This is a genomic window from Nocardia sp. Marseille-Q1738, assembly GCF_965283145.1.
Genome location: NZ_CBDIMS010000003.1, coordinates 237,091 through 259,918, shown reverse-complemented (window position 1 = coordinate 259,918; position 22,828 = coordinate 237,091). Strand labels below are relative to the sequence as shown.

The following is a 22,828-nucleotide window of genomic DNA, read 5'->3' as shown; positions in this document are numbered from 1 at the left end:
CCTGTGAAGTACCAGGGGGCCGGTTGGGCGTGCCGTGGGCCGGTGATGCGACACTCCGTCGCGTACTGTGCTTTCGAGCCAGCAAGGGGGACCTCGCTCGACCCTGCAGTGTTGGATGCCTGTCGCTTCGGTTGCCGATGCGGCTCGACAGACCGGATGGAAGATGACCGCCCCGCACACCTCGGTTTTCACCCCCATGGCCGCGGAATTGCCGCCGAACCTCACCACCGACACCGTGCGCTCGCTCAACGCCGATCTGGCCGATGATCACGTCGCGACGCTGACCGGCAAGGATGAGGCCGAACTGGCGGCCATCGCCGCGGAAGCGCGATCCCATGGAATCCCGCTGAGCATCGTGGTCGTCCCCGGCAATCCAGGACACGACTCGAGCCTACGGGACCTGGCCACCGAAGTGGGTAAGACGCAGCACGGCACCGTCGTCGTCTTCAGCGACGACTGGATCGGCACCTACAGCGACACGATCAGCCGGGTGCGGCTGGAATGGGCCGAGGACGCCGCGAAGTACCGGCACGGCGACACCGGCGAGGCGGCGAGCATTTTCGCGGCCCGTCTCGAATCGCCGGAACCGGTCTCCTGGACCGCCATCACCTGCACCCTGCTGGCCGGGACGCTGGCGTTCATCGCCGGGCTGTGCTGGATCAAAGCCCGCCGGGCGCGGGAAGACCGGCACGTCGCCGCCGACCGGGTAGGCGAGTCACCGGACGTTCGCGCCGTCTAGCGCCGCGCGGCGCTTCCGCTCTTCTCGGCCGGTCTCTCCTGCGATCGGCCCTCGGCCGCGTGGCATCGCCCGCGGTATCACTCTCGACCGGCTGGGACTCCTGGCGCGGTCTTCGCTCACACGAAGGCTGCGATGCGCCCCACTCGGTGGCAATCCGGACGCCAGTATCTCACTAGCTAACTTTCCGTCCGGTTGGTCTGTTCTATCCGGCGGAAGAATCCAGCGAGTTCAGCAAACTTATAGCAATCGCTGATCGCCGATGGCCAGTCGTGTTACTGGTGTTGTTCAAGTGACTTATGTGTCATACGGTTCGAATGGTCCGTTATGGGGAATATGTGTTTCCAGAGGCCATCTGTCGACCACAGTGCGTCATGGTTCGCCTGATGCCCGTGAGGCATTACCGGAATCCGGTCCATGGGAGGTGTGATGCGCAACAACGGCGAGCTAGCCGACCGGCGCCCGCTATGGGTCGCTATGGGATTGCTGATAGCGGTCGCCACGGTGGTCACCACCGGACCGGTCGCCGCTGTGCCGCCCCCTCCGCCAAATCCCAGCGACGCGCAGATCGCCCAGGCCGGCGCCCACGTCGACGCCGGGGTCGCCGAGGTGGGCACGCTCATCAACCAGGTCGCCACCGCCGACCACCAACTGCGGCAACTCGACGACGTGGTCGCGCAGCGCAGGGAAGACGTCAACCGGGCGCTGGTCGACCTGCAGAACGCGCGGGATGCCGCCGACGCGGCGGCCGTGGTGGTCGTCGATACCCAGCGCGCACTGGCCGACGCCGGAGCGCACGTCGGCCGAGCACGGCACAACTTCGACCAGTTCGCCACCCAGGTCTACACGCGGCCCGGCTCCGATTCGATGATCACCTACCTCGCGGCCGCCACCCCCGCGGCCGCGCTCGACCGCGCCCAGCTGCTGGAGCTGGTCTCCAAGAACCGGCAGCAGGTGCTCGACGGCCTGCGCCGCGCTCAGATCGATCAGGGCAACAAGAATTCCGCTGCCAGGCAGGCGAAGTCGGCCGCCGATGCCGCCGCGGCAGTCGCGGCGGCACGCAAGACCGACGCGGAGAACGCGGTCGCCGCGGCAAAGGCCGAACTCGCCCACCAGGCCGCGCAGCGCGACGACCTGCTGCGCAGGCGCCAGGACGCGCAGGGCAGGCTGGATCAGGCCCGCCATAACGTGGCCGGTCTGCGGGACCAGCGTGACGCCTTCCTGGTCTGGGACGCGCAGCGCAAGGTCGAGGAGGCGGCCGTGCACGCGGCCGCGGCGGCCGCCGCCGCCCGCGCGGCCGGTGATCAGGCCGCCCGGGACCGCGCCGCCCAGCTCGGCACCGGAAAGCGCCCGCACACCCAGTTGGAGGACGCGCCGCCGCCGCGCCGGAGCGCGCCACGACCGGGCTCGCCGTCGGTCGGTGGTTCGGCGGCGATCGAGATCGTGGTCGACCGGGCGATGTCGCAGCTGGGCGTCACCTATGCCTGGGGCGGCGGCGACGAGGGCGGGCCTACGCTCGGCATCCGCGACGGCGGCGTCGCCGATAGCCACGGCGACTACAACAAGGTCGGCTTCGATTGCTCGGGTCTGATGGTCTACGCGTTCGCGGGTATCGGGGTTTCGCTGCCGCACTACAGCGGCTACCAGTACAACGCGGGGACCAGGGTGCCGGTCGGTGAGCGAGAACGCGGCGACATGCTGTTCTGGGGTCCGAACGGCAGCCAGCACGTCGCGCTGTATCTCGGGGACGGCAAGATGGTCGAGGCACCCGAGTCCGGCGATGTGGTGAAGGTGTCCCCGGTCCGCGAAAGCGGACTCATGCCCTACGCGGTGCGCATAGTCTCCTGACATATCGGACATTCCGGGTGTCGCAGCGGAGCCGGGGGCTCGTCGAATTCCCATCATGTCGGGTCCCGTTGCGGCACAGGCCGTGATTACCTGGAATAGTTGTGGCAGCACGCACAGGACCAAGGCGAAAGCGGGGATGTTGGTGACTTCGACGGACGGTGTGAGCGGGGCGAATCTGGCGAAGGATGCGCCGGCCTCAGCGCCCAGCACCCTCGAGCGTGACGTCCAGACCCTGGAGAAGGCGATCTACGAGGTCAAGCGGGTGATCGTGGGCCAGGACCGCCTGGTCGAACGTCTGCTGGTCGGTGTGCTCGCGCGTGGTCACGTGCTGCTCGAAGGCGTTCCCGGTATCGCGAAGACCCTGGCCGTGGAGACCTTCGCCACGGTGGTCGGCGGTTCGTTCGCGCGCGTCCAGTTCACGCCCGACCTGGTGCCCACCGACCTCATCGGTACCCGCATCTACCGGCAGGGCCGCGAGGAATTCGACACCGAGCTCGGCCCGGTCGTCGCGAACTTCGTGCTCGCCGACGAGATCAACCGCGCGCCGGCCAAGGTGCAGTCGGCACTGCTCGAGGTGATGGCCGAGCGGCACGTGTCGATCGGCGGCAAGACCTATCCGATGCCGGATCCCTTCCTGGTCATGGCGACGCAGAACCCGATCGAGAGCGAGGGCGTGTACCCGCTGCCCGAGGCGCAGCGCGACCGCTTCCTGTTCAAGCTCCTCGTCGACTACCCCTCCGTGGAAGAGGAGCGCGAGATCATCTACCGGATGGGCGTGACCCCGCCGGAGGCGGGCCGGATCCTGGAACCGGAAGACCTGATCCGCCTGCAGAAAGTCGCGGCCAACACCTTCGTCCACCACGCCCTGGTGGATTACGTGGTCCGGGTGATCACGGCGACCCGCACGCCGGCCGACTTCGGCATGCAGGACGTCGCCAGCTGGATCTCCTACGGCGCGTCGCCGCGCGCCAGCCTCGGGATCATCGCCGCGGCCCGTGCCGTCGCGCTGATCCGCGGCCGCGACTATGTGGTGCCGCAGGATGTCGTCGAGGTGATTCCGGACGTGCTGCGGCACCGTCTGGTGCTGTCCTACGACGCGCTCGCCGACGAGGTCAGCCCGGAGGACGTGATCAAGCGCGTGCTGCAGACGGTCGGCCTGCCGCAGGTCGCGCCGCAGGCAGTCGCGCCTGGCACACCCTCCGCCTCGCAGGGTGCGCCGCAGCAGCAGATTCCGCAGCCGCCGTCGCCGCAGCAGCAAGCCGTGCCCCAGCCGCCGAACGGGCAGCCGTCGCAGCCCGCGGGCACCATCCCGCCGAAGTGACCTCGGCCTCGGATCCGGTCGCGCCAGTGCCGATGTCGTCGCACGCACCACCATCCTTCCACGCAGGGGAGCTGACCGACCCCCGGCTCACGGTCGCGCTGAAGACTCTCGAGCTCACCGTGCGCCGCAGGCTCGACGGCGTGCTACACGGTGATCACCTCGGGCTCATTCCGGGACCCGGCTCCGAGCCGGGCGAGGCGCGGGTGTACCAGCCGGGCGACGATGTGCGCCAGATGGATTGGTCGGTCACCGCCCGCACCACCCATCCGCACGTGCGGCAGATGATCGCCGACCGGGAGCTGGAGACCTGGATGGTGGTCGACCTGTCGGCCAGCCTCGACTTCGGCACCGCTTCGTGCCAGAAGCGCGATCTCGCCATCGCCGCCGCGGCTGCCATCACGCATCTGACCAGGGGCGGCGGCAACCGGATCGGTGCGGTCGTCGCGACCGGCGAGCGGTTGGTCCGCATCCCGGCACGCGGCGGGCGCCTGCACGCGCAGTCGTTGCTGCGCAGCATCGCGACCACCCCCCACGCGCGTGACGGCGTCCGCGGCGACCTGCGCGGCGGCATCGAATCGCTGCGCCGCCCGCAGCGCAAACGCGGGCTCGCGGTGATCATCAGCGACTTCCTGGGTGACATCGACTGGCAGCGCTCGCTGCGCGCCATCTCCGCCAGGCACGACCTGCTCGCGGTCGAGGTGCTCGACCCGCGCGACCTGTCGCTGCCCGACATCGGCGACGTCGTGCTGCACGACCCGGAGACCGGGCGCACCCGCGAGTTCAGCATGACGCCCACCCTGCGCGCCGATTTCGCGGCGGCCGCGCAGCGCCACCGCCTGCAGGTCGAACAGGCCCTGCGCAGCTGCGGCGCTCCGGTGCTCACCCTGCAAACCGATCGGGACTGGATCGCCGACGTGGTCCGGTTCGTGTCCACCCGGCGCCACAGCTTCGGCGCCCCGACCGGGCGGGTGCCACGTCAGTGAGTATTTCGCATTTCACCGCGCAGATCTGGCTCGGATTCCTCGCCGTCATCGCGTTGATCGCGCTCGGCTACGTCCTGGTGCAGCGCAACCGGCGCAAGCACATGCTGACGTTCACCAACATGGAGTTGCTGGAGAAGGTCGCTCCCTCCCGGCCGAGCCCGTTCCGGCACGTCGCCGTCGCGCTTCTGCTGGTCGGCCTGGTGTTTCTCACCGTCGCCGCGGCGGGGCCGACGGCGGTCAAGAAGGTGCCGCGCAACCGCGCCACCGTCATGCTGGTGATGGACGTGTCGCTGTCGATGGAGGCGACCGACGTGGCGCCGAGCCGGATTCAGGTCGCGAAGAAGGCCGGTAAGGAGTTCGTCGACGGCCTGCCGGAGGGGGTGAACATCGGTTTCGTCACCTTCGCCGGCACCGCCTCGGTGATGGTGTCACCCACCACGAACCATGAAGCGGTCAAAGCCGCGATCGACAACGTGCGGCTCGCCGAGCGCACCGCGACGGGCGAAGGCATTCTCACCGCGCTGCAGGCGATCGACACGCTGGCCACGGTTCTCGGTGGAGCCCAGGAACCGCCACCGGCCCGGATCGTCCTGATGTCGGACGGAAAGCAGACCGTGCCCGCGTTCGAGGACGTGGACAATCCGCGGCACGAGTTCGTCGCCGCCCGGCTCGCGAAGACCAAGAACGTCCCGATCTCGACGATTTCGTTCGGTACCAGTTGGGGCGTCGTCGAGATTCCCCGCGAGGACGGCAGCCGCGAGCAGGTGCGGGTGCCGGTGGACGACGACGCCATGCGCGAACTCGCTCGGCTGTCCAGCGGAGAGTTCTACTCCGCGTCGTCCTTGCAGGAGCTGACCAGGGTCTACGACACCTTGGAGCAGCAGATCGGTTACGAGCTGACCAGAGGCGACGCCAGCCGTCCGTGGCTGCTGCTCGGACTGCTGGTCATCGCCGCGGGAATCGTCATCGGCCTGCTGTACCGTCAGCGGCTGCCCTAGCGCTACGAGCCGAGTGCCCGTACCACCCAGCAGGCCTCGCTTCGACTCGGGCTGACGTTGTGCCGATTCACCAACACCACCTGGTGCGAGTATCGGTTCGACGAACGTGGCGGCCCTGTCATGACCGATCTATACGACCAGGTAGGTTGAACCCCATGTCGAACATCACATCCCGGTCGGTCCTGGTGACCGGCGGTAATCGCGGCATCGGTCTCGCGGTCGCGCAGCGTCTGCTTGCCGACGGTCACAAGGTGGCCGTCACGCATCGTGGGTCCGGAGTGCCGGACGGTTTGTTCGGTGTGAAATGCGATGTGACCGACAGCGAGTCGGTGGATGCTGCGTTCGCCGAGGTCGAGGCGCACCAGGGTCCGGTCGAGGTGCTCGTGGCCAACGCGGGCATCACCGACGACACGCTGCTGATGCGGATGACCGAAGAGCAGTTCACCCGGGTGCTCGACGCCAACCTGACCGGTGCGTTCCGCTGCGCCAAGCGGGCAAACCGTGCGATGCTGCGGGCGCGCTGGGGCCGGATGATCTTCCTCGGCTCGGTCGTCGGCCTCAGCGGCCAAGCCGGCCAGATCAACTACGCTTCGTCCAAGGCCGGTGTGATCGGTCTGGCGCGCTCGATCACCCGTGAACTCGGCTCGCGCTCGATCACCGCCAATGTCGTCGCCCCGGGCTTCATCGAGACCGACATGACCGCGGGCCTGCCCGACGACATGCGCGATATGGCCAAGAAGTTCATCCCCTTGCAGCGGCTGGGCCAGCCGGAAGACATTGCGGCCGTAGTGAGCTTCCTGGCGTCCGAGGATTCCGGCTACGTTTCCGGCGCCGTGATCCCGGTCGACGGCGGTATGGGTATGGGCCACTGACCGGACCGAATGCGTAGCGCGGCCGGTCCCGGCCGCCCGCAGCCAACTCACCATCCGAGATTTCAGGAGAACCGAGAACACATGGGCGGACTGCTCGAAGGCAAGACCATTCTGGTCACCGGCATCATCACCGATTCGTCGATCGCGTTCCACGCGGCGGCGGTCGCGCAGGAGCAGGGCGCGAAGGTGGTCATCACCGGCATCCCGGAGCGGCTGCGACTGATCGATCGGATCGCCAAGCGCCTGCCCCAGGAGGTCCCGCCTGCCATCGGGCTCGACGTCACCAGCGAGGAGGATCTCGCCGGGCTGGCCGACAAGCTGCGGGAACTGGCGCCCGAGGGAATCGACGGGGTGCTGCACTCGATCGCGTTCGCGCCCCGCACCCTGATGGGGCCGGAGGCTCGGCCGTTCCTCGACGGTCCGGGACCGGACGCCGCGAAGGCGTTCGAGATCTCGGCGTGGAGCTACGCGTCGCTGTCGCGCGCGGTGCTGCCGGTGATGAACGAGGGCGGCTCCATCGTGGGCATGGACTTCGATCCGCGCACCGCGATGCCGTACTACAACTGGATGGGCGTGGCCAAGGCGGCGCTGGAGTCGGTGAACCGGTATGTGGCGCGGGAAGTGGGCACCGCCAAGAAGATCCGCTCCAACCTGATCGCCGCCGGTCCGATCAAGACGCTGGCCGCCAAGGCGATCGCGGGCACCGCGACCGACGACGCCGCCAAGCTCAACCAGCTCAACACCTACTGGGACGGCGCGTCGCCGATCGGCTGGGACGTCGACGATCCCACGGTGGTGGCGAAGTCGATCGTCGCGCTGCTGTCGGACTGGCTGCCGGGGACAACCGGTTCGATCATCTACGTCGACGGTGGAGCCAGCCACAACACCTGGTTCCCGGAGAACATGGCGATCAACTGAGCTCCGATTCGATGGGAGACACCGTGGTCCGGGCCGTCGACGCGCTGCTGCTGCTGTCCTTCGGCGGTCCGGAACGGCCCGAGGACGTGATGCCGTTCCTGGAGAACGTCACCCGGGGCAGGGGAGTGCCGCGCGAGCGCCTGGACGCGGTCGCCGAGCACTACCTGCACTTCGGCGGCGTTTCCCCGATCAACGCGCTCAACCGGGACATCATCACGGCGGTAGCGGCCGAATTGGCCGCGGCGGGGCTGGATCTGCCGGTCTATTTCGGCAACCGGAATTGGCATCCCATGGTGGAGGACACCGTCGCGCGGATGGCCGCCGACGGTGTCGGCTCCGCGCTGGTGTTCCCGACCTCGGCGTGGGGTGGGTACTCCGGCTGCCTGCAGTATCACGAGGACATCGCACGGGCGCGTGCGGCTTTCGGTGACAGCGCGCCGGAACTGGTGAAACTGCGCCAGTACTTCGACCACCCCCTGCTCATCGAGGCATTCGCCGACGCGATTCGTATTGCGCGTGAGCGGCTTCCGGTCGACCAGCGTGCCGGAGCGCGACTGGTGTTCACCGCTCATTCGGTTCCGGTGTCCGCCGACGCCGCCGCGGGCCCGCCGCCCGACGGCGGCAGGCTCTACAGCCGTCAGGTCGCCGAGGCCGCCCGATTGTGCGCCGCGGCAACCGGTTTCCCCGACTACGACCTGGTCTGGCAGTCTCGTTCCGGTCCGCCGCAGGTGCCGTGGCTGGAGCCGGACATCGTCGACCATCTGGACGACCTCGCCGCCAAGGGTGTCGAAGCCGTCCTCGTCTGTCCGGTCGGCTTCGTCTCCGATCATCTCGAGGTCATCTGGGATCTCGACAACGAGGCCGCGCAGAAGGCCGCCGAACTCGGCATGGGGTTTTCGCGGGTTGCTACGCCCGGCGCCGATCCCCGGTTCGCGAAGCTGGTCGTCGAATTGGTCTCCGAGCACTTGGGCGATACCGAACCCCGTCGGCTCGGCGGCGTCCCCGGATACGGCTGCACGCGCAACGGCGCCCCGTGCGCGCCCGGCTGCTGTGCTCCGAATCGTCGTCCCAGTGCTGGGAATTGACGCCGAGTACGCGCGATAGCATCCATCTGCGCCTGAGACCGATCAACGAACTCATACCTCTGGGGGTAATTTTCGATGACCTATGCCGACGTGCTGACCAACGCCGCCGTACTCGACCCACACGCCTGGTCCGACGCGAATGTGTGGACCGTCGCTCTGGACGCCACCGAAGCCCGGCGCCGCGGTCGTAGCAGCGGTAAAGGCTTTTCGATTGGAGGCCTTATCCTGTGCCTCGGGGTTGTCGCCGTGGTGATCGGCCTGGTGATCTGGCTGAGCAAACGAGGAAAGTCGAACTCGAACCAGCCCCAGCAGCAGCAGTATCCGCCGCAGCAGTATCCGCAGGCCCAGCCGTACCAACAGCCCTACCAGCCGCAGCAGCAGTATCAGCAGTACCCACAGCAGCAGCAGTATCAGCAGCCCTACCAGCCGCAATCGCCGCAGCAGTACCAGCCGCAGCAGCAATACCAGCAGCAATACCCGCCGCAGCAGTAACCAGAAGTAATCCAGACGTCGGGTAGCACGCGGGAGGCCCGGAAGAGTCAGGACCCGCCCTGCCGTCGCGCCAGCGTGCGACCCGCGAGGCGATCGTCTCCGGGAAGTGGTCCGCCGCTGTTGTTTCCGGCGGAGCAGGCCGTGCACGGAATCCTGCGGGACCGTGCACAGCTGGCGACTACAGGAACGGCCGATGTGCGCAGAAGCGTGGTTGCGGATTTCAGCGGCGGCGCGCCGCTCTGCCCGGGATGGTGCCGCTATTCGACGGGGAATGGCGTGGAAACGCACATCGCGATCCGCTCTGCGGGGAGGAGGTCAGTCGTTTCCGCGCGCCGAGGCGTGCACCGCGACGAGCCTGGCCGCGCGGATCGCGTCCCACAGCGGGCGCAACAGCGATTCCTGCGCGCCGATCGCGCTGGCGGAGGTGGGAGCGGAGGCCGGTTCCCGCTGCGCTACCGTGAGGATGGCCGCGACATGGTCGGCGGTATCCAGAATGCGCCTGGCGCGCAACGGAATCGAGTCGGGATAGTCATGCCGGGAGTAGTCGGCGAGTTCGGCCTCGATGAGCTCACGCGGATCGGATTCGGCCGTGCCGAGCGCGGTGGTGTGCAGTTTCATCAGCGCGTCGGCGGCGTCGCGGACCGCTTCCCGCATCGCGTATTCGGCCTCGCCCAGCGACATGTCGGGGCCCGGCGCCGCGGGGATGGGGGTGCTGTAGACGGTCCACTGCAGGGTGTCCTCGTCCGCCCACTGTGGGATGAGACCGGTACCGTCGGTGCCGGGGACGCCGATCAGGATGCCCTCCTCGGCGGCCATCGCGTCGGCGGCGAACGCCGTGCCCCCGGGGACTCCGCGCACGTCTCCAGGGACCGGGAGCACCAGTCGCAGCTGCGAACCAGGCAGCGCCACGGTCTCGCGAACCAGCTTGAGCAGGGCCATGACTCCGCTTCCCGGCAGATTGCCGTGCGCGGACCAGGGTAAGTCGGTGCGGCCGCCGGCGAGCGGATCACCCGCCGCGATCGTGTGCCTCGGCGCCCATGCGTGCAAGGCGACCAGAACGTCGTCGGGCGCACTGCGGCCGGCCAGCCAGGAGCTCGCCCAGACCGTCAGCGTCGCGCTTGGAGAGCACATAATTATCGAGCATAAAGGGTGGGCGCTACCGGTGGGCATCCATGCGCGATGGCATTCGTGAGCAGCGCCGGAACCACGGGCGCACCGCGGGCGACGACCGCTGGATCCGCGCGGATACCCTCCGGCATCCGGCCGTCGCGGCCACGATCCGCTGACGCGCTACGACGCTTCCGGCCGAAGTCCATCCTCAGCCCGCGCCGCCCCGAGGGAAGGCTCGAGGCGGCCGCTCGTGTACCGGGCCGGGCGAATGCTCGAGGCGGCTGCTCATGCGGCGGGCCGGGCGAATGCTTGAGGCGGCTGCTCATGCGGCGGGCCGAGCGAATGCTCGAGGCGGCTGCTCATGCACCGGGCCGGGCGAATGCTCGAGGCAGCTGCTCATGCACCGGGCCGAGCGGATGCGAGGCAGCTGCCTATTCCGGTTCGGTGACGAAGTCGATCAGTCGCTCCACCGCCCCGATGAGCGGCGCCTCCAGATCGCGGAAGGAGGTCACCGCGCCGTAGACGCGCCGCCATCCGTCCTGCGGGGTGCCCCAGCGCAGGCGTGCGCAGACGCCGGTCTTCCAGTCCTCACCCCGCGGCACGTGGGGCCACTGCGCGATCCCCACGGTCGCGGGGCGCACCGCCTGCCAGACATCGACGAACGGATGCCCGGTCACCAGCACGTGCGGTCCGAGTCCGGTGGTCAGCTGCGTCTCCTTCGATCCGGTCACCAGATGGTCGACCAGCACGCCGACCCGCCTGCCAGGGCCCGGCTGGAAGTCCGCCAGCCGCTCGGCCAGATTGTCCAGGCCCTCCAAATGCTCGACGACCACGCCCTCGACGCGCAGATCGTGCCCCCACACCCGCTCCACCAGCGCCGCGTCGTGGACACCCTCGACCCAGATCCGGCTACCACGGGCCACCCTCGCGCGCAGTCCCTCGACCCGGGTGGAGCCCGAGGCGGAGCGGCTCGGCTTCTTCGGCGCGGCCGTGACCGGCCGGACCAGCGTGACGGGCTCGCCGTCGATGAGGAACGCGGCCTCGCGCAGTGCGAACAGGCGCACCGCGCCGCGGGCGTCCTCGAGTTTCACGAACTCGCCGTCGTAGCTGCGATCGAAACCGACCACCGCGCCGCAGAATCCGGTGGCGGCGTCTTCGACGACCAGGTCGCGTTCCGCGGTGACCGTAGGTACCGCCCGCTTTTTCGATCGGGGATGTCCGGAGAAGATGTCGCCATACCTGTCACGCCCGCTCACCCGCCTGAAGCTAGCACCGCCGCTGAAGGTTTCAAGGCAACGGGTCTGCGCGCGTCCCGGCGGCGAATTCGTACGGGATACTCACGGCGGTCGGTCCCGCGAGAACGGCCGGAGCACTACAGTGATCGTGTGGCCGCAATTTTTTGGCTTGTCGCGGGCATCCTGCTCGCGGCAGCGGAAATGCTCACCGGGGACCTGACGCTGCTGATGCTCGGTGCGGCCGCGCTCGGCACCGCGGGGGTCAGCGCCGCGGCGGGCACGTCGCTCGTGGTGGACGCCATCGTGTTCGCGGTGATCTCAGGGGTGCTGCTGCTCGGCGTCCGCCCCGTCCTCCGGCGACGTTTCGGAACTCCACCGCCGACGCCGACGAACGTGGACGCCCTTCCGGGTAAGACGGCGCTGGTGCTCGAGCAGGTCGCGGCGCATTCCGGTCAGGTGAAACTCGGCGGAGAGGTGTGGACCGCGAGGCCGATGGACGTGAGCGAAGTCTACGAGCCGGGTACGACCGTGTACGTCATGAAGATCGACGGCGCGACCGCCGTCGTCTGGAAGGGGCCGTAATGGCTGTACTGATCGTTGCCGCCGTCCTCGTCCTATTGGTCGTGGTGGTGGTCTTCAAGTCGATCGCGCTGGTGCCGCAGGCCGAGGCCGCGGTGATCGAGCGCCTCGGCCGGTACTCGCGCACGGTGTCGGGCCAGCTCACGTTCCTCGTCCCGTTCGCCGACCGGATCCGCGCCAAGGTGGATCTGCGCGAGCGGGTGGTGTCGTTCCCCCCGCAGCCGGTGATCACCGAGGACAACCTGACCCTGCACATCGACACCGTGGTCTATTTCCAGGTGACCAGCCCGCAGGCGGCGGTCTACGAGATCAGCAACTACATCGCCGCGGTCGAGCAACTGACCGTCACCACGTTGCGCAACGTGGTCGGCGGGATGACGCTCGAGCAGACGCTCACCTCCCGCGACTCGATCAACGGCCAGCTGCGCGGCGTGCTCGACGAGGCGACCGGGCGCTGGGGGCTGCGCGTCGCGCGGGTCGAGTTGAAGAGCATCGATCCGCCGCCATCGATCCAGGAGTCGATGGAGAAGCAGATGAAGGCCGACCGCGAGAAGCGCGCGATGATCCTCACCGCGGAGGGTCAGCGGGAATCGCAGATCAAGACGGCCGAGGGCGCCAAGCAGGCGCAGATCCTCTCCGCCGAGGGCGCCAAGCAATCGGCGATCCTGTCCGCCGAAGGTGAACGGCAGAGCCGCATTCTGCGCGCCCAAGGTGAGCGCGCCGCCGCCTATCTGCAGGCGCAGGGGCAGGCGAAAGCGATCGAAAAGGTCTTCGCCGCCATCAAATCCGGCAAGCCGACGCCGGAACTGCTTGCCTACCAGTACCTGCAGACGCTGCCCATGGTCGCCCGCGGCGATGCCAACAAGGTGTGGCTGGTGCCGAGCGATTTCGGCAAGGCGCTCGAAGGGTTCGCCAAGAGCTTCGGCACGCAGGGCGAGGACGGGGTGTTCCGTTACGAACCGCCCGCCTCCGACGGCTCGGAAGTCAGGCCCGAGGACGACTCCGACGTCGCGGACTGGTTCGACACCGCGCCCGACCCGACCATCGAGCGGGCCGTGCGCGCCGCCGAGGCCACGGCGCGCACTCCGGTCGAGGGCTTGGCGCCGACCTCGCCGCCGCAGGGGTACGAACCCTCCCCGCACCAGCCGGTGCTTCCTCCGCAGGAGGCTTTCCCGGCGCAGCAGCAGCCGCCGCAACAGCAGCCGCCGGAGCAACCCCCGGCCCACCGCCCGGATGACCCGCACGGCCGCCCCTGGCAGCCCCCGGAGAACTTCTCGAAGTAAGACCGCGTCGAAAGCGCCCCGGATTCTCACTGGAGTCCGGGGCACTGTGGCACCGGGAACGCTCAATCGGGCAGTCCCGAGGCGCGGATCGCCGGAACGATGACGTCGGCGACGCCGCGCATGCCCTGCGGGGTGGGGTGGTAGGGGACCAGCGTTTCGGTGGCGATCACCGGGTCGATCCAGCGAACACCGGCGGGGGCGCATGCGTCGTGGCCTTCCGATGCGGCGCGGGTGTCGACATAGGTGGCTCCGTGTGCCGTGGCGGCCCGGGCAACCACAGTGTTGAGGCGGTCGAAGGCGGCTTGTATATGGGCGGCGTCGGACGGGCGGAGGCCGACCAGTTCGGGGCAACCGCCGTCGCGGACGTAACGCGGCCAGCCGTCCACGACGATCTTCGCGTTCGGTGCCAGCGACGAGATCTGCCGCAACGCGGCCGAGTACGACGCCGCTATGCCATCGATGTCGGCGTCCCACCCCGGATCGGCGCAGGCGCCGATGCCGGATACCCCGGACACGTGGCAGCCGACCACGTGTTCGGCCATCAGGGCGTCGTTGGCGCCGATGTGCACCGTCACCAGTCTGGTGCCCGGGCCCAGGGCGTCGAACTGCGGTGCGATGCCCGGCTCCTGCGATGTGGTGAGGTCCGTGATGCGCGCCGAGTTGCATGTGCGGTCGTCGAGCCGCAGGCCGAGATCCCGGGCGACCAGCTTCGGGGTGTTCGCGGTCGAGCGGAGACACCGTGGCGGGGCCGAGGTGTCGAAGTTCCGCACACCGGTGGTGGCCGCGCCGGAATCGCCGAGCGCGACGTACTCGGCCCCTCCTCCGGCGGGCATCGCGGCGGCGGGGGCGGTGCTGCCGAGGGCGAGCAGGCAGGCGGTGACGGCGATGGCGTGCGACAGATTCGTCATGTCGTGTCCTGTGTGGTCTCGGCTGGCGCAGTCCTGAGCGGGCGAGCACGTCTCCTTGTGCCGCACGCTACTCGGCAAGCCGATCCGTGGCGCGGAAATACAGTGGCAGACTTCCAGGCATGACAACACCTGGATGGGCCGACGTAGACGGCTACATCGTGGACACGCTGGTGGCGGATCCGGCGTCCGAAGCCGCGCTGGCCGCGAACAAGGCGGCGGGCCTGCCCGCGATCGATGTGTCACCTCCGCAGGGCAAGTTTCTGCATCTGCTGGCCAGGACGGTCGGAGCGCGGCGGGTGCTGGAGATCGGCACGCTCGGTGGATACAGCACCATCTGGCTCGCCCGCGCGGTCGGCGCGAAGGGACTGGTGGTCACGCTGGAGTTCGCCGCGCAGCACGCCGAGGTGGCACGGGCCAACCTGGAGCGGGCCGGGGTGGGCGACCGGGTGGACATCCGGGTCGGCGCCGCACTGGACAGCCTGCCCGTGCTCGCCGAGGAGGATCCGGATCCGTTCGATCTGGTGTTCATTGACGCGGACAAGGTGAACAACTCGAACTACGTGCTGTGGGCGCTGCGCCTGACCCGGCCGGGCTCGGTGATCATCGTCGACAACGTGGTCCGCGGCGGCGCGGTCGCCGAGGAGCACTCGCAGGACCCGGCCGCGCAGGCCAGCCGGGAACTGATCGAATTGCTCGCGGCCGAACCGAGCCTGGACGCGACCGTGGTGCAGACCGTGGGCAGCAAGGGATGGGACGGTTTCGCCTACGCCGTCGTCAACGGTGACAGCTTCGAGTGAGCCGCCGCGGTCAGGGAATCAGCACTACCTTGCCGGTCGTTCCACGGGTTTCCAGCGCGCGGTGTGCGGCGGCTGCCTCGGCCAGCGGGAAAGGGTGTACCGCGGGGCGCAGCCGACCGGCGGCCGCCTCGGCCATGGCTTGCTCTTCCAGGACGCGCAGGTCGCCACCGGCCCGCGCCAGCATCGGCGGGCCGACCACCAGCTCGGAGGTGATGTCGCGGGTGGCGAGCTCATCGGCGGAAAGCGTAAGCGGCCCTTGATCATTCGACGTGCCGGACCGGCCGTAGACCACATGCTGCCCACCTTTGCCGAGTAGGTCCACGCCTGCGCGGGCGACGTCGCCGCCCACGGAATCGAAGAGCACGCTCGCCCCGCGGTCGCCGATGTACGCACGAACTCGGTCCGGCCAATCCGGCAGTAGGTAATCCACCGCGAGGTCGGCGCCGTTGCGCCGGACCTGCTCGACTTTCGCGGGGCCGCCGGCCAGTCCGATCACCGTCGCTCCGGCGTTCTCGGCGTACTGCACCAGCAGCGTGCCGATGCCGCCCGCGGCGGCCGTCACCACGGCGACACTGCCGGAATCCAACTGGGTGAACTGGAGAATGCCCATGGTGGTGCGCCCGGTGCCGATCATCGCCACTGCCTCGGCCGCATCCAGGTTCGCTGGAATGTGATGTAGCCGAGCGACTTCGGTCACCGCGAGCTCGGCGTAACCGCCCGGCACCGCGCCGAGGTGGGCCACTACCCGCGTGCCGAGCAGGCTCGGGTCGACGTCCGCACCGACTCGGTCCACGGTGCCCGCGACCTCGCGTCCCGGGATGGTCGGCAGTTGCGGCAACGTAAAGGGGCCGGGCTCGCCCTTACGGAGCGTTGTGTCCACCAAGTGCACTCCTGCGGCGGACACGGCGATGCGAACCTGGCCGGGGCCGGGTGTGGGGTCGGATACGGTTTCGTAGCGCAGGTTTTCGGCCGGGCCGAAGCTATGGAGGCGAATGGCGTGCACGGTGACTCCTGTTCGTGATGCGGTCACCGACCAGCCTGCGACCTCGAGTTAGGTCGAGGTCAAATGCTCGCGCCGTGCCGCCCGTGCCGCGAATCCGTCGCACAGGGCGTCGAGCCCGCCATAGAGCAGTTCCTCCTGCGTCAGGTCGCTCACGCCGCTGCCCGCGAGCTCGGCCAGCACCGGCGGGACCGGCCCCTCGGCCGTGCCGTTCAGCAGTGTCCGCAGAGCGTTGTCGCCGGCGGGGTTCATGCCCTTGCGCTCCATCAGCTCGGCGCTGATCTCCGGCAGGGTGGCCCCGGAGATGTAGTTCCACACGGTGAAGGACATGCTCGTCGCCTCGCGGGTGGACACACCGAGTTCCAGGAAGCCGTCCACCAGCCACGCGAGGCACGTCAGGCTTTGCGGGCCGAAGCTGTAGCGCGGCGTGGCGAAGGTGAGCAGCACCCACGGATGCTGCCGGTAGAGCGCCCAATCGATCTCGGCGGCGATGCGGACCCGGTCGCGCCAGGTCCACCGTTGCCCCTCCGGCGAGGGATACGGGTTGCGCCGCGCCACCTCGTCGGTCATCAACGCCAGTAGCTCGTCCTTGTTCGCGACGTGGCGATACAGCGACATGGCTCCCACGCCGAGCCGGTCGGCGATGCGCCGCATGGACAGCGCGTCCAGGCCCTCGGCGTCGGCGAGCTCGATGGCGGTGTCGACGATGGCGGTGCGGTGCAGCTTGATCTCGGTCATCCCACGGCTCGCTTCCAATTCGGGGCCCGAATCCGTAGCGTACACTGTACCCGGACCATGCGTACGACGTACGCGCCAGTGAGAGGATGTTCGGAATGACAGACGTGCGGGCAGTAGGGACGGCGCCGACCACGGTGGGCTCGCGCCGCGCCTGGCTGGGCCTGGCCGTCCTGCTGCTGCCGGTGCTGCTCGTGTCGATGGACATCTCGGTGCTGTTCCTCGCGTTGCCGACGCTGACCGTCGACTTGGACCCCTCGGCGGACCAGCAGTTGTGGATTCTCGATATCTACGGGTTCCTGATCGCGGGCCTGCTGATCACCATGGGCAACCTCGGTGACCGGGTGGGGCGGCGCACCATCCTGCTGGCGGGCGCCGCGGTGTTCGGGATCGCGTCGGTGATCGCGGCGTTCGCGCCGAGCGCGGGCGTGCTGATCGCGGCGCGGGCGCTGATGGGCATCGGCGGCGCGACCTTGCTGCCGTCCAGTCTGGCGCTGATCTCCAGCCTGTTTCCCGACGCCCGCGAGCGCGCCGCCGCGATCGGCGTCTGGACGGCGTTCTTCGCCGGCGGCTCCGCCGTCGGACCGATCATCGGCGGCGTGCTGCTGCACCACTTCTGGTGGGGTTCGGTCTTTCTCATCAATATCCCGGTGCTGCTGATCCTGCTCGGGTTCGGGCCGTTCGTGCTGCCGGAACATCGGGCGGTCGTACTCGGACCGCTGGACTTGCCGAGCGTCGCCCTGTCCATCGGCGGCATCCTGCCGGTGGTCTACGGCATCAAGCACGCCGCGACCGAAGGCATCGATACGCAGGCCGTCGTCATCGCGCTGATGGGCGCGGTGCTCTCGATCGTCTTCGTCCGCAGGCAGCGGCAGCTCGACGAACCACTGCTCGACCTGCGTTTGTTCGCTAGGGTCCCGTTCTCGGTGGCGATCGGCTCCAGCCTGATCGGCATGATGTCGCTGGCCGGTCTGAGCTATCTGACCAGCGTCTATCTGCAGTCGGTGACCGGGCGCACGCCGCTGGCCGCGGCGCTGTTCGGCATCCCGATGGCGATCGCGGTGTTCGTCTGCTCGATGGGCGGCGCACGGGTCGGACACCGCTTCGGGGTTACCGCCACTTTCGTGTTCGCCTTGCTGGCCTCGGCGGTCGGCAACCTGATGTTGCTCGGCGTGGGCGTGCACGGCGGGCTCTGGTGGTACCTGACCGGCTCCACCATCGCCGGAATCGGCTATGGCCTGGCCTTCACCCTGGTGTCCGACGTAGCGGTGTCCTCGGTGCCGGCGGAACGGGCCGGGTCGGCCGTCGGCATCTCCGAGACCAGCTTCGAGTTGGGGAACGCACTGGGCCTCGCTCTGCTCGGCTCGCTCGCGGCGCTGATCTTCCGCTCCGGCGGGGACTATGCGGCGACGCTCGGCGAGACCATCCAGAAGGCGGGCGGCGATGCGGCGCTGATCGAGTCGGCACGCGAATCCTTCGTCAACGGAATGCATATCGCGGTGGCCGTCGGCGCGACGGCGCTGGTGGCGATGGCTCTGATCGCCCGGTTCGCCTCGTCCGCCCGGCGTTGACCAGGCACGGGCTCGGCGACCAGAGCTACCTGTCCTAGGCGCGCCTACCGAGACGCACGCACTACTGGCTCACCTCCGCGCACTGGACACTGTCGCTCGGCGACGCGCCCGCCCTCGACCTCGTCAGTGATTTCCTGGTCCGGCGCACCGACGGCGGCTCGAGCATCGCTACCTCACCGGCGGGACTTGCTGCAACTCGTGCGCGAGCGGTGATCACGCGATCCCCGGGTGAACGGCCTGATCTGGGCTTACAGTCGAATCCGTGAACCACACCCCGGCTTCGAGCAACGGGCGGCCGATCGCCGAACGGGTGGCGACCCGTCTGCTTTATCCCACATCGCGTCCGCGTGAAAAGACGTTGCGCGCCGCGGTCGACGGCCAGATCGTGCTGGTCACCGGCGCATCGCACGGGATAGGCAAAGCGAGCGCGCGCAAGCTGGCCGCGGCGGGGGCGACCGTCCTGCTCGTCGCCCGCTCCGCCGAGGAACTTCACCGGTTGGCCACGGAGATCACCGCGGCGGGTGGCGTCGCGCACGCCTATCCCACCGATCTCACCGACATGGATGCCGTCGAACGCCTCGGCCGCGGACTGCTCGACGAGCACGGCCGCCTCGACGTGGTGATCAACAACGCGGGCAAGTCGATTCGCCGTCCCATCGCCGATTCCTACGACCGCTTCCACGATTTCACGCGCACCATGGATATCAACTATCTCGGTCCGGTGCGCCTGCTGCTCACGCTGCTGCCCGAGATGCGGGCTCGCGGGCGAGGGCACATCGTCAACATCTCGACGTGGGGTGTGCGTGTGCCGCCTGCCCCACGGTGGGCGGCCTATGGTGCGTCCAAGGCCGCATTCGACGTGTGGTTGCGCAGCGTCGCGGCCGAGGTGGCCTCCGACGGCGTGACGACTACCTCGATCTATATGCCGCTGGTACACACCAGGATGAGCGCGCCCACCGATTTCAGCCGGGTTCCCGGGCTCACCGTCGACGAGGCCGCCGACCTGGTCTGCCACGCGGTGACCGCCAAGCCGCGCGAAATCGCCCCCTGGTGGTCGGCGCCGGTGCAGGCATGGACCGACCTGACCCGTGGCCGCGCCCAGCGATTCATGGAACGCGCCTTCCGGCGCTGACCTGCTCCGAACCAGAACCGGCGCGACGCAGGAACGTCCGCGAAACGGCCGGGACACCTGTGCGACACGCCGGGACATAGGATCGACGGGTGCGTGAATCAGGTCCGAGCCGTCCGGCTGCGTCGAGCCTTACGACGGTGCTCGCACTCGCCGACTCGCGGCTGCCGATCGGCGGGCACGTGCACTCCGGCGGAGTGGAGGAGGCCGTCGCCTCCGGCCTGATCCGCGACGCGGCGACGGTAGAGCTGTACCTGCGCCGCCGAATCCGGACAACGGGCCTGGTGGCCGCGTCGCTGGCCGCCGCGGTGTGCGCGGGCGAACTCGATCCGGCCCGCGCCGAGGCGGAGGCCGACGCGCGCACACCCGCGCCCGGCGCCCGCGCGGCGTCCCGCGCGCAGGGCCGCGGCCTGCTGCGTCTGGCCAAACAGCTGTGGCCTGAGCACGAGTGGTCGCCCCTCGGCACGACACCGCACCTGTCCACGGTTTTCGGTGTGGTCGGCGTGGCCGCCGCGGTGCCGCCGCGACAGATCGCGAGCGTTGTCGTCTACACCACCCTCACCGGTGCGGCGACCGCCGCCCAGCGCTTGCTGGCGCTGGACCCCGCCGCGATCGCCGCGTGCACGGTGCGCCTCGCCGACCTGTGCGATGGGGTCGCCGCGGAGGCGGTGACCGGTCTGGCCGCGGTGTCCGATCCGCTGCAAGACGTGCTCGCCGAGCGTCACCTGCGCCGCGACATGCCACTGTTCGCCAGCTGAAGACCCTCGAGCGAAAGAGACCGCGCCATGCCCCCGCACCTGATCGACGGCGAGCCGCACGACCACAGTCACGATCGGCCCAAGCGGACTCGGACTCCTGGCGAGGCGTTGCGCATCGGCATCGGCGGTCCGGTCGGCTCCGGCAAAACCGCTCTGGTGGCCGCGCTGTGCAGGCAACTGCGCGACGAGCTGTCGCTGGCCGTGCTGACCAACGACATCTACACGACCGAGGACGCCGACTTCCTGCGCAGGCATGCGGTACTGCCCGATGAGCGGATCACCGCTGTGCAGACCGGCGGCTGCCCGCACACCGCCATCCGCGACGACATCACCGCCAACCTCGACGCCATCGACGATCTGGTCGCCGCCAACCCACCACTGGATCTGATCCTGGTCGAATCCGGCGGCGACAACCTCACCGCGACGTTCTCCTCCGGACTGATCGACGTGCAGATCTTCGTCGTGGACGTGGCGGGCGGCGACAAGGTACCGCGCAAAGGCGGCCCCGGCGTGACCTTTTCGGATCTGCTGGTGGTCAACAAGACCGATCTCGCCCCGCTGGTCGGCGCGGATCTGGGCGTGATGGAGCGCGACGCGGGACGGGTACGTGCCGGTCGCCCGACCGTGCTGGTCTCGCTCACCGAGGACCCGGCGGCCACGCCGGTGCTGAACTGGGTGCGCGAGCAACTACGCGCGGTCGCGGAGCAGGACCGGGCGGGCACCGGCGAATCCGCTGTCGCGCACTGAGTTCCGCTGTTGCGCACCGAGCTACGGATAGTCGCCACCGCCGCGGCACTCCCGGAGATCCACGCCAGCGGTGGACTGTCGGCTCGCCGCACCGGTCCGCGGACGGTTCATCTGATCGGCACTGCCGCCACGCCGCTCGGCGGTGACGAGCTCGACATCGTCGTCGTGGTCGCGCCGGGGGCCGAACTGGTGGTGCGCTCGGTCGCGGCCAGCTTGGCGCTGCCCGGCGGGGCGACGCCGCTGTCGTTCGCGCGTTGGCAGCTCGAGGTCGGCAGCGGGGGAGCGCTGGATTTCGATCCCGAGCCGATGATCGTCGCGGGCGGCGCCCGCCACCACACCGTCACCAGGATCCGCCTGGCCGTCGATGCCCGGCTGCGCATGCGCGAACGTGTCCAGATCGGCCGCACTGGTGAGGATGCGGGTGAGTGGCGGGGAGACCTGATCGCCGACATCGACGCCACCCCGTTGCTGCGCCATCGTCTCGAACTGGGCGCGGGAACAACGGCCGACGACGCGCTGGCCGCTCCGCGCGCGCTGGAGAGCGAACTCGTCTATCCCGACGGACGTCCGGCGGCGACAACGGGTTTGACCCAGACCCGGCTGCCGCTCGCGGCCGGTGGCAGCCTGTTCACTCGCACCGGGTCGCTGCTCGCCGTCTCCGAATGAGACCTCGCCGAGCCTTTGGCGGGCCGCTTCTACCGCTCGGGTTCCGTTGCGGCGATATGTCACAGCCCTCATCGGGAGTCGTAACGACTGGTCCTACGCGTCCTGTGGAATTCGCCCGGTCCGGGTGTAATCCGGTCGAGCAGGGGAGAAAGAAAGGGTGGGAGCCCGCCAGCGTCGTCGGGTTCCCACCCTTCCGGCTCGTCCCTCGAGTGTGCCGGTCCGGTCAACCGTTGGCCCCCTCCAGGGCCGGATCGACCTCAGGAGTGTCGTCGGACTCCGGAGGCGTGCTGAGGGCCTGCGGAGGCGCGCTGAAGGAGTGCACCGCACCGAGCGCCGCACCGACGCCCGCGCCGATGGCCGCGAGGGGAACGGCCATGAGGGCCGCGCCGTAAGCGGCACCTATCGGGCCCGCGGCGAGACCGATCGGCGCGAACGGCAGGCCGATGGCCCCGCCGATCGCACCGCCCATGGCGGCCCCGAACAGCGCGAACGGGCTTGCCACCGCCGCACCCGCGGCCGCACCGAGCGCCGCGGCGCCCACGGTCTGGCCGGCGATGCGGTCGGATCGGGTGCGCTCCATGCCGACCGAGTCGAGGAATGTCGCCATAGTGGCCTCGACTTGCGCGGCGCCGTCGTTGAGCTGGATCGCCTGCTCCCGGTAGAGCCACTCCGGTGCGTCGACTTGCACGTCACCGAAGCGCAACTTGCCCGCCGGCGGCGCGATCGGCGGCACCGGGGCGACCGGAACGGGCAGGTGCAGCACGTCTACCGGGGCCAGGTACTTCTTCTCCGGCATCGGCCGCGCCCATTGCAGCGAGCTGAGCGTGTCCTCCGGAATATGCAGACCCTGGTATGGACGCACGTTCGGCGCTTCGGCCGCGGGCCACTGCTCCGACTGATCGGCCGGCCCCGACGGGACGGACTGATCGGGCTCGGCGTTCGCGGTGCCGGTTCCCACCAGCGCGACGACCAAGGGGATTGCGCCCGCGACGACGATCGAGCCGATCTTCTGTCGATGCGGGTCGGCTGCTCTGTGCTTGCCTGTGCCCATAGATCA

At 69.2% G+C, this 22,828-nt stretch carries 23 protein-coding genes; 17 read left to right on the top strand and 6 right to left on the bottom strand.

The annotated features are described in order from the left end of the window. Positions 1–163: 163 nt before the first annotated feature. The 9 genes from ACWPXK_RS14650 (at position 164) to ACWPXK_RS14610 (ending at position 9,253) form a co-directional block, all read left to right on the top strand. Positions 164–739: an Rv1476 family membrane protein gene (locus ACWPXK_RS14650; protein ID WP_454196661.1), complete on the top strand. Its 576-nt coding sequence runs from the start codon at positions 164–166 to the stop codon at positions 737–739. A 426-nt stretch (positions 740–1,165) separates the two neighbouring features. Beyond that, positions 1,166–2,584, top strand: a complete 1,419-nt coding sequence (locus tag ACWPXK_RS14645; protein WP_454196660.1) for an NlpC/P60 family protein — start codon at positions 1,166–1,168, stop codon at positions 2,582–2,584. A 136-nt stretch (positions 2,585–2,720) separates the two neighbouring features. Then, positions 2,721–3,905 carry an AAA family ATPase gene (locus ACWPXK_RS14640; protein ID WP_454196659.1) on the top strand — a complete coding sequence of 395 codons (1,185 nt, stop codon included), beginning with the start codon at positions 2,721–2,723 and terminating at the stop codon, positions 3,903–3,905. A gap of 32 nt (positions 3,906–3,937) precedes the next feature. Then, positions 3,938–4,888, top strand: coding sequence for a DUF58 domain-containing protein (locus tag ACWPXK_RS14635; RefSeq protein WP_454197043.1), 951 nt, complete (start codon positions 3,938–3,940; stop codon positions 4,886–4,888). Then, the gene (locus ACWPXK_RS14630; protein ID WP_454196658.1) at positions 4,885–5,886 is read left to right on the top strand and encodes a VWA domain-containing protein; all 1,002 of its coding nucleotides are present in this window, start codon (positions 4,885–4,887) and stop codon (positions 5,884–5,886) included. The genes ACWPXK_RS14635 and ACWPXK_RS14630 overlap by 4 nt, the downstream gene beginning before the upstream one ends. 155 nt (positions 5,887–6,041) lie before the next feature. Next, positions 6,042–6,758, top strand: coding sequence for a 3-oxoacyl-ACP reductase FabG1 (gene fabG1, locus ACWPXK_RS14625; RefSeq protein ID WP_364322377.1), 717 nt, complete (start codon positions 6,042–6,044; stop codon positions 6,756–6,758). Positions 6,759–6,839: 81 nt separating this feature from the next. Continuing rightward, positions 6,840–7,676: an NADH-dependent enoyl-ACP reductase InhA gene (inhA, locus tag ACWPXK_RS14620; protein ID WP_454196657.1), complete on the top strand. Its 837-nt coding sequence runs from the start codon at positions 6,840–6,842 to the stop codon at positions 7,674–7,676. Positions 7,677–7,687: 11 nt separating this feature from the next. After that, the gene (locus ACWPXK_RS14615) at positions 7,688–8,761 is read left to right on the top strand and encodes a ferrochelatase (protein WP_454196656.1); all 1,074 of its coding nucleotides are present in this window, start codon (positions 7,688–7,690) and stop codon (positions 8,759–8,761) included. Positions 8,762–8,836: 75 nt separating this feature from the next. After that, the gene (locus tag ACWPXK_RS14610) at positions 8,837–9,253 is read left to right on the top strand and encodes a hypothetical protein (protein ID WP_454196655.1); all 417 of its coding nucleotides are present in this window, start codon (positions 8,837–8,839) and stop codon (positions 9,251–9,253) included. A 315-nt stretch (positions 9,254–9,568) separates the two neighbouring features. Here ACWPXK_RS14610 and ACWPXK_RS14605 read toward each other — a convergent pair whose 3' ends face one another. Both ACWPXK_RS14605 and ACWPXK_RS14600 read right to left on the bottom strand, forming a co-directional pair. Then, positions 9,569–10,384 (bottom strand): hypothetical protein, encoded by an 816-nt coding sequence (locus ACWPXK_RS14605; RefSeq protein WP_454196654.1) that lies wholly within the window; start codon positions 10,382–10,384, stop codon positions 9,569–9,571. A 410-nt stretch (positions 10,385–10,794) separates the two neighbouring features. Further along, complete coding sequence (locus ACWPXK_RS14600) at positions 10,795–11,619, bottom strand: DUF3097 domain-containing protein (protein ID WP_454196653.1); 825 nt, start codon at positions 11,617–11,619, stop codon at positions 10,795–10,797. 129 nt (positions 11,620–11,748) lie between these two features. Here ACWPXK_RS14600 and ACWPXK_RS14595 point away from each other — a divergent pair, with 129 nt between their 5' ends. Both ACWPXK_RS14595 and ACWPXK_RS14590 read left to right on the top strand, forming a co-directional pair. Continuing rightward, positions 11,749–12,180, top strand: a complete 432-nt coding sequence (locus ACWPXK_RS14595; protein ID WP_454196652.1) for an NfeD family protein — start codon at positions 11,749–11,751, stop codon at positions 12,178–12,180. Continuing rightward, positions 12,180–13,460, top strand: a complete 1,281-nt coding sequence (locus tag ACWPXK_RS14590) for an SPFH domain-containing protein (RefSeq protein ID WP_454196651.1) — start codon at positions 12,180–12,182, stop codon at positions 13,458–13,460. The genes ACWPXK_RS14595 and ACWPXK_RS14590 overlap by 1 nt, the downstream gene beginning before the upstream one ends. 62 nt (positions 13,461–13,522) lie before the next feature. Here the strand turns inward: ACWPXK_RS14590 and ACWPXK_RS14585 are convergent, their stop codons facing one another. Beyond that, on the bottom strand, positions 13,523–14,368 hold the full coding sequence (locus ACWPXK_RS14585; RefSeq protein ID WP_454196650.1) for an SGNH/GDSL hydrolase family protein: 846 nt from the start codon (positions 14,366–14,368) through the stop codon (positions 13,523–13,525). A gap of 119 nt (positions 14,369–14,487) precedes the next feature. Between ACWPXK_RS14585 and ACWPXK_RS14580 the strand changes: the two genes are divergently transcribed. Beyond that, positions 14,488–15,165: an O-methyltransferase gene (locus ACWPXK_RS14580; RefSeq protein ID WP_454196649.1), complete on the top strand. Its 678-nt coding sequence runs from the start codon at positions 14,488–14,490 to the stop codon at positions 15,163–15,165. 10 nt (positions 15,166–15,175) lie between these two features. Here the strand turns inward: ACWPXK_RS14580 and ACWPXK_RS14575 are convergent, their stop codons facing one another. Both ACWPXK_RS14575 and ACWPXK_RS14570 read right to left on the bottom strand, forming a co-directional pair. After that, positions 15,176–16,195, bottom strand: coding sequence for a zinc-binding dehydrogenase (locus ACWPXK_RS14575; RefSeq protein ID WP_454196648.1), 1,020 nt, complete (start codon positions 16,193–16,195; stop codon positions 15,176–15,178). A 21-nt stretch (positions 16,196–16,216) separates the two neighbouring features. Beyond that, a complete protein-coding gene (locus tag ACWPXK_RS14570; RefSeq protein ID WP_454196647.1) occupies positions 16,217–16,903 on the bottom strand; it encodes a TetR/AcrR family transcriptional regulator in 687 nt (228 codons plus the stop codon). A 95-nt stretch (positions 16,904–16,998) separates the two neighbouring features. On the opposite strand from ACWPXK_RS14570, the gene ACWPXK_RS14565 reads away from it, so the two are divergent. The 5 genes from ACWPXK_RS14565 to ACWPXK_RS14545 all read left to right on the top strand — a co-directional run bounded on the left by ACWPXK_RS14565 (position 16,999) and on the right by ACWPXK_RS14545 (position 21,771). Beyond that, complete coding sequence (locus ACWPXK_RS14565) at positions 16,999–18,471, top strand: MFS transporter (RefSeq protein WP_454196646.1); 1,473 nt, start codon at positions 16,999–17,001, stop codon at positions 18,469–18,471. A gap of 262 nt (positions 18,472–18,733) precedes the next feature. Further along, on the top strand, positions 18,734–19,603 hold the full coding sequence (locus ACWPXK_RS14560) for an SDR family NAD(P)-dependent oxidoreductase (RefSeq protein WP_454196645.1): 870 nt from the start codon (positions 18,734–18,736) through the stop codon (positions 19,601–19,603). Positions 19,604–19,692: 89 nt separating this feature from the next. After that, the gene (locus tag ACWPXK_RS14555) at positions 19,693–20,358 is read left to right on the top strand and encodes an urease accessory protein UreF (protein ID WP_454196644.1); all 666 of its coding nucleotides are present in this window, start codon (positions 19,693–19,695) and stop codon (positions 20,356–20,358) included. Positions 20,359–20,385: 27 nt separating this feature from the next. After that, positions 20,386–21,105 carry an urease accessory protein UreG gene (gene ureG / locus ACWPXK_RS14550; protein ID WP_454196643.1) on the top strand — a complete coding sequence of 240 codons (720 nt, stop codon included), beginning with the start codon at positions 20,386–20,388 and terminating at the stop codon, positions 21,103–21,105. Positions 21,106–21,114: 9 nt separating this feature from the next. Continuing rightward, a complete protein-coding gene (locus ACWPXK_RS14545) occupies positions 21,115–21,771 on the top strand; it encodes an urease accessory protein UreD (RefSeq protein ID WP_454196642.1) in 657 nt (218 codons plus the stop codon). Between the two features lie 223 nt (positions 21,772–21,994). Here the strand turns inward: ACWPXK_RS14545 and ACWPXK_RS14540 are convergent, their stop codons facing one another. Beyond that, positions 21,995–22,822: a hypothetical protein gene (locus tag ACWPXK_RS14540; protein WP_454196641.1), complete on the bottom strand. Its 828-nt coding sequence runs from the start codon at positions 22,820–22,822 to the stop codon at positions 21,995–21,997. Between the last annotated feature and the right edge of the window lie 6 nt (positions 22,823–22,828).

Bases quoted from the DNA above. Each gene is read 5' to 3' on its own strand.
- ACWPXK_RS14650 (WP_454196661.1), top strand. From the start codon at position 164: ATGACCGCCCCGCACACCTCGGTTTTCACCCCCATGGCCGCGGAATTG.
- ACWPXK_RS14645 (WP_454196660.1), top strand. From the start codon at position 1,166: ATGCGCAACAACGGCGAGCTAGCCGACCGGCGCCCGCTATGGGTCGCT.
- ACWPXK_RS14640 (WP_454196659.1), top strand. From the start codon at position 2,721: ATGTTGGTGACTTCGACGGACGGTGTGAGCGGGGCGAATCTGGCGAAG.
- ACWPXK_RS14635 (WP_454197043.1), top strand. From the start codon at position 3,938: ATGTCGTCGCACGCACCACCATCCTTCCACGCAGGGGAGCTGACCGAC.
- fabG1 (WP_364322377.1), top strand. From the start codon at position 6,042: ATGTCGAACATCACATCCCGGTCGGTCCTGGTGACCGGCGGTAATCGC.
- inhA (WP_454196657.1), top strand. From the start codon at position 6,840: ATGGGCGGACTGCTCGAAGGCAAGACCATTCTGGTCACCGGCATCATC.
- ACWPXK_RS14615 (WP_454196656.1), top strand. From the start codon at position 7,688: ATGGGAGACACCGTGGTCCGGGCCGTCGACGCGCTGCTGCTGCTGTCC.
- ACWPXK_RS14610 (WP_454196655.1), top strand. From the start codon at position 8,837: ATGACCTATGCCGACGTGCTGACCAACGCCGCCGTACTCGACCCACAC.
- ACWPXK_RS14605 (WP_454196654.1), bottom strand. From the start codon at position 10,384: ATGTGCTCTCCAAGCGCGACGCTGACGGTCTGGGCGAGCTCCTGGCTG.
- ACWPXK_RS14590 (WP_454196651.1), top strand. From the start codon at position 12,180: ATGGCTGTACTGATCGTTGCCGCCGTCCTCGTCCTATTGGTCGTGGTG.
- ACWPXK_RS14585 (WP_454196650.1), bottom strand. From the start codon at position 14,368: ATGACGAATCTGTCGCACGCCATCGCCGTCACCGCCTGCCTGCTCGCC.
- ACWPXK_RS14580 (WP_454196649.1), top strand. From the start codon at position 14,488: ATGACAACACCTGGATGGGCCGACGTAGACGGCTACATCGTGGACACG.
- ACWPXK_RS14570 (WP_454196647.1), bottom strand. From the start codon at position 16,903: ATGACCGAGATCAAGCTGCACCGCACCGCCATCGTCGACACCGCCATC.
- ACWPXK_RS14565 (WP_454196646.1), top strand. From the start codon at position 16,999: ATGACAGACGTGCGGGCAGTAGGGACGGCGCCGACCACGGTGGGCTCG.
- ureG (WP_454196643.1), top strand. From the start codon at position 20,386: ATGCCCCCGCACCTGATCGACGGCGAGCCGCACGACCACAGTCACGAT.
- ACWPXK_RS14540 (WP_454196641.1), bottom strand. From the start codon at position 22,822: ATGGGCACAGGCAAGCACAGAGCAGCCGACCCGCATCGACAGAAGATC.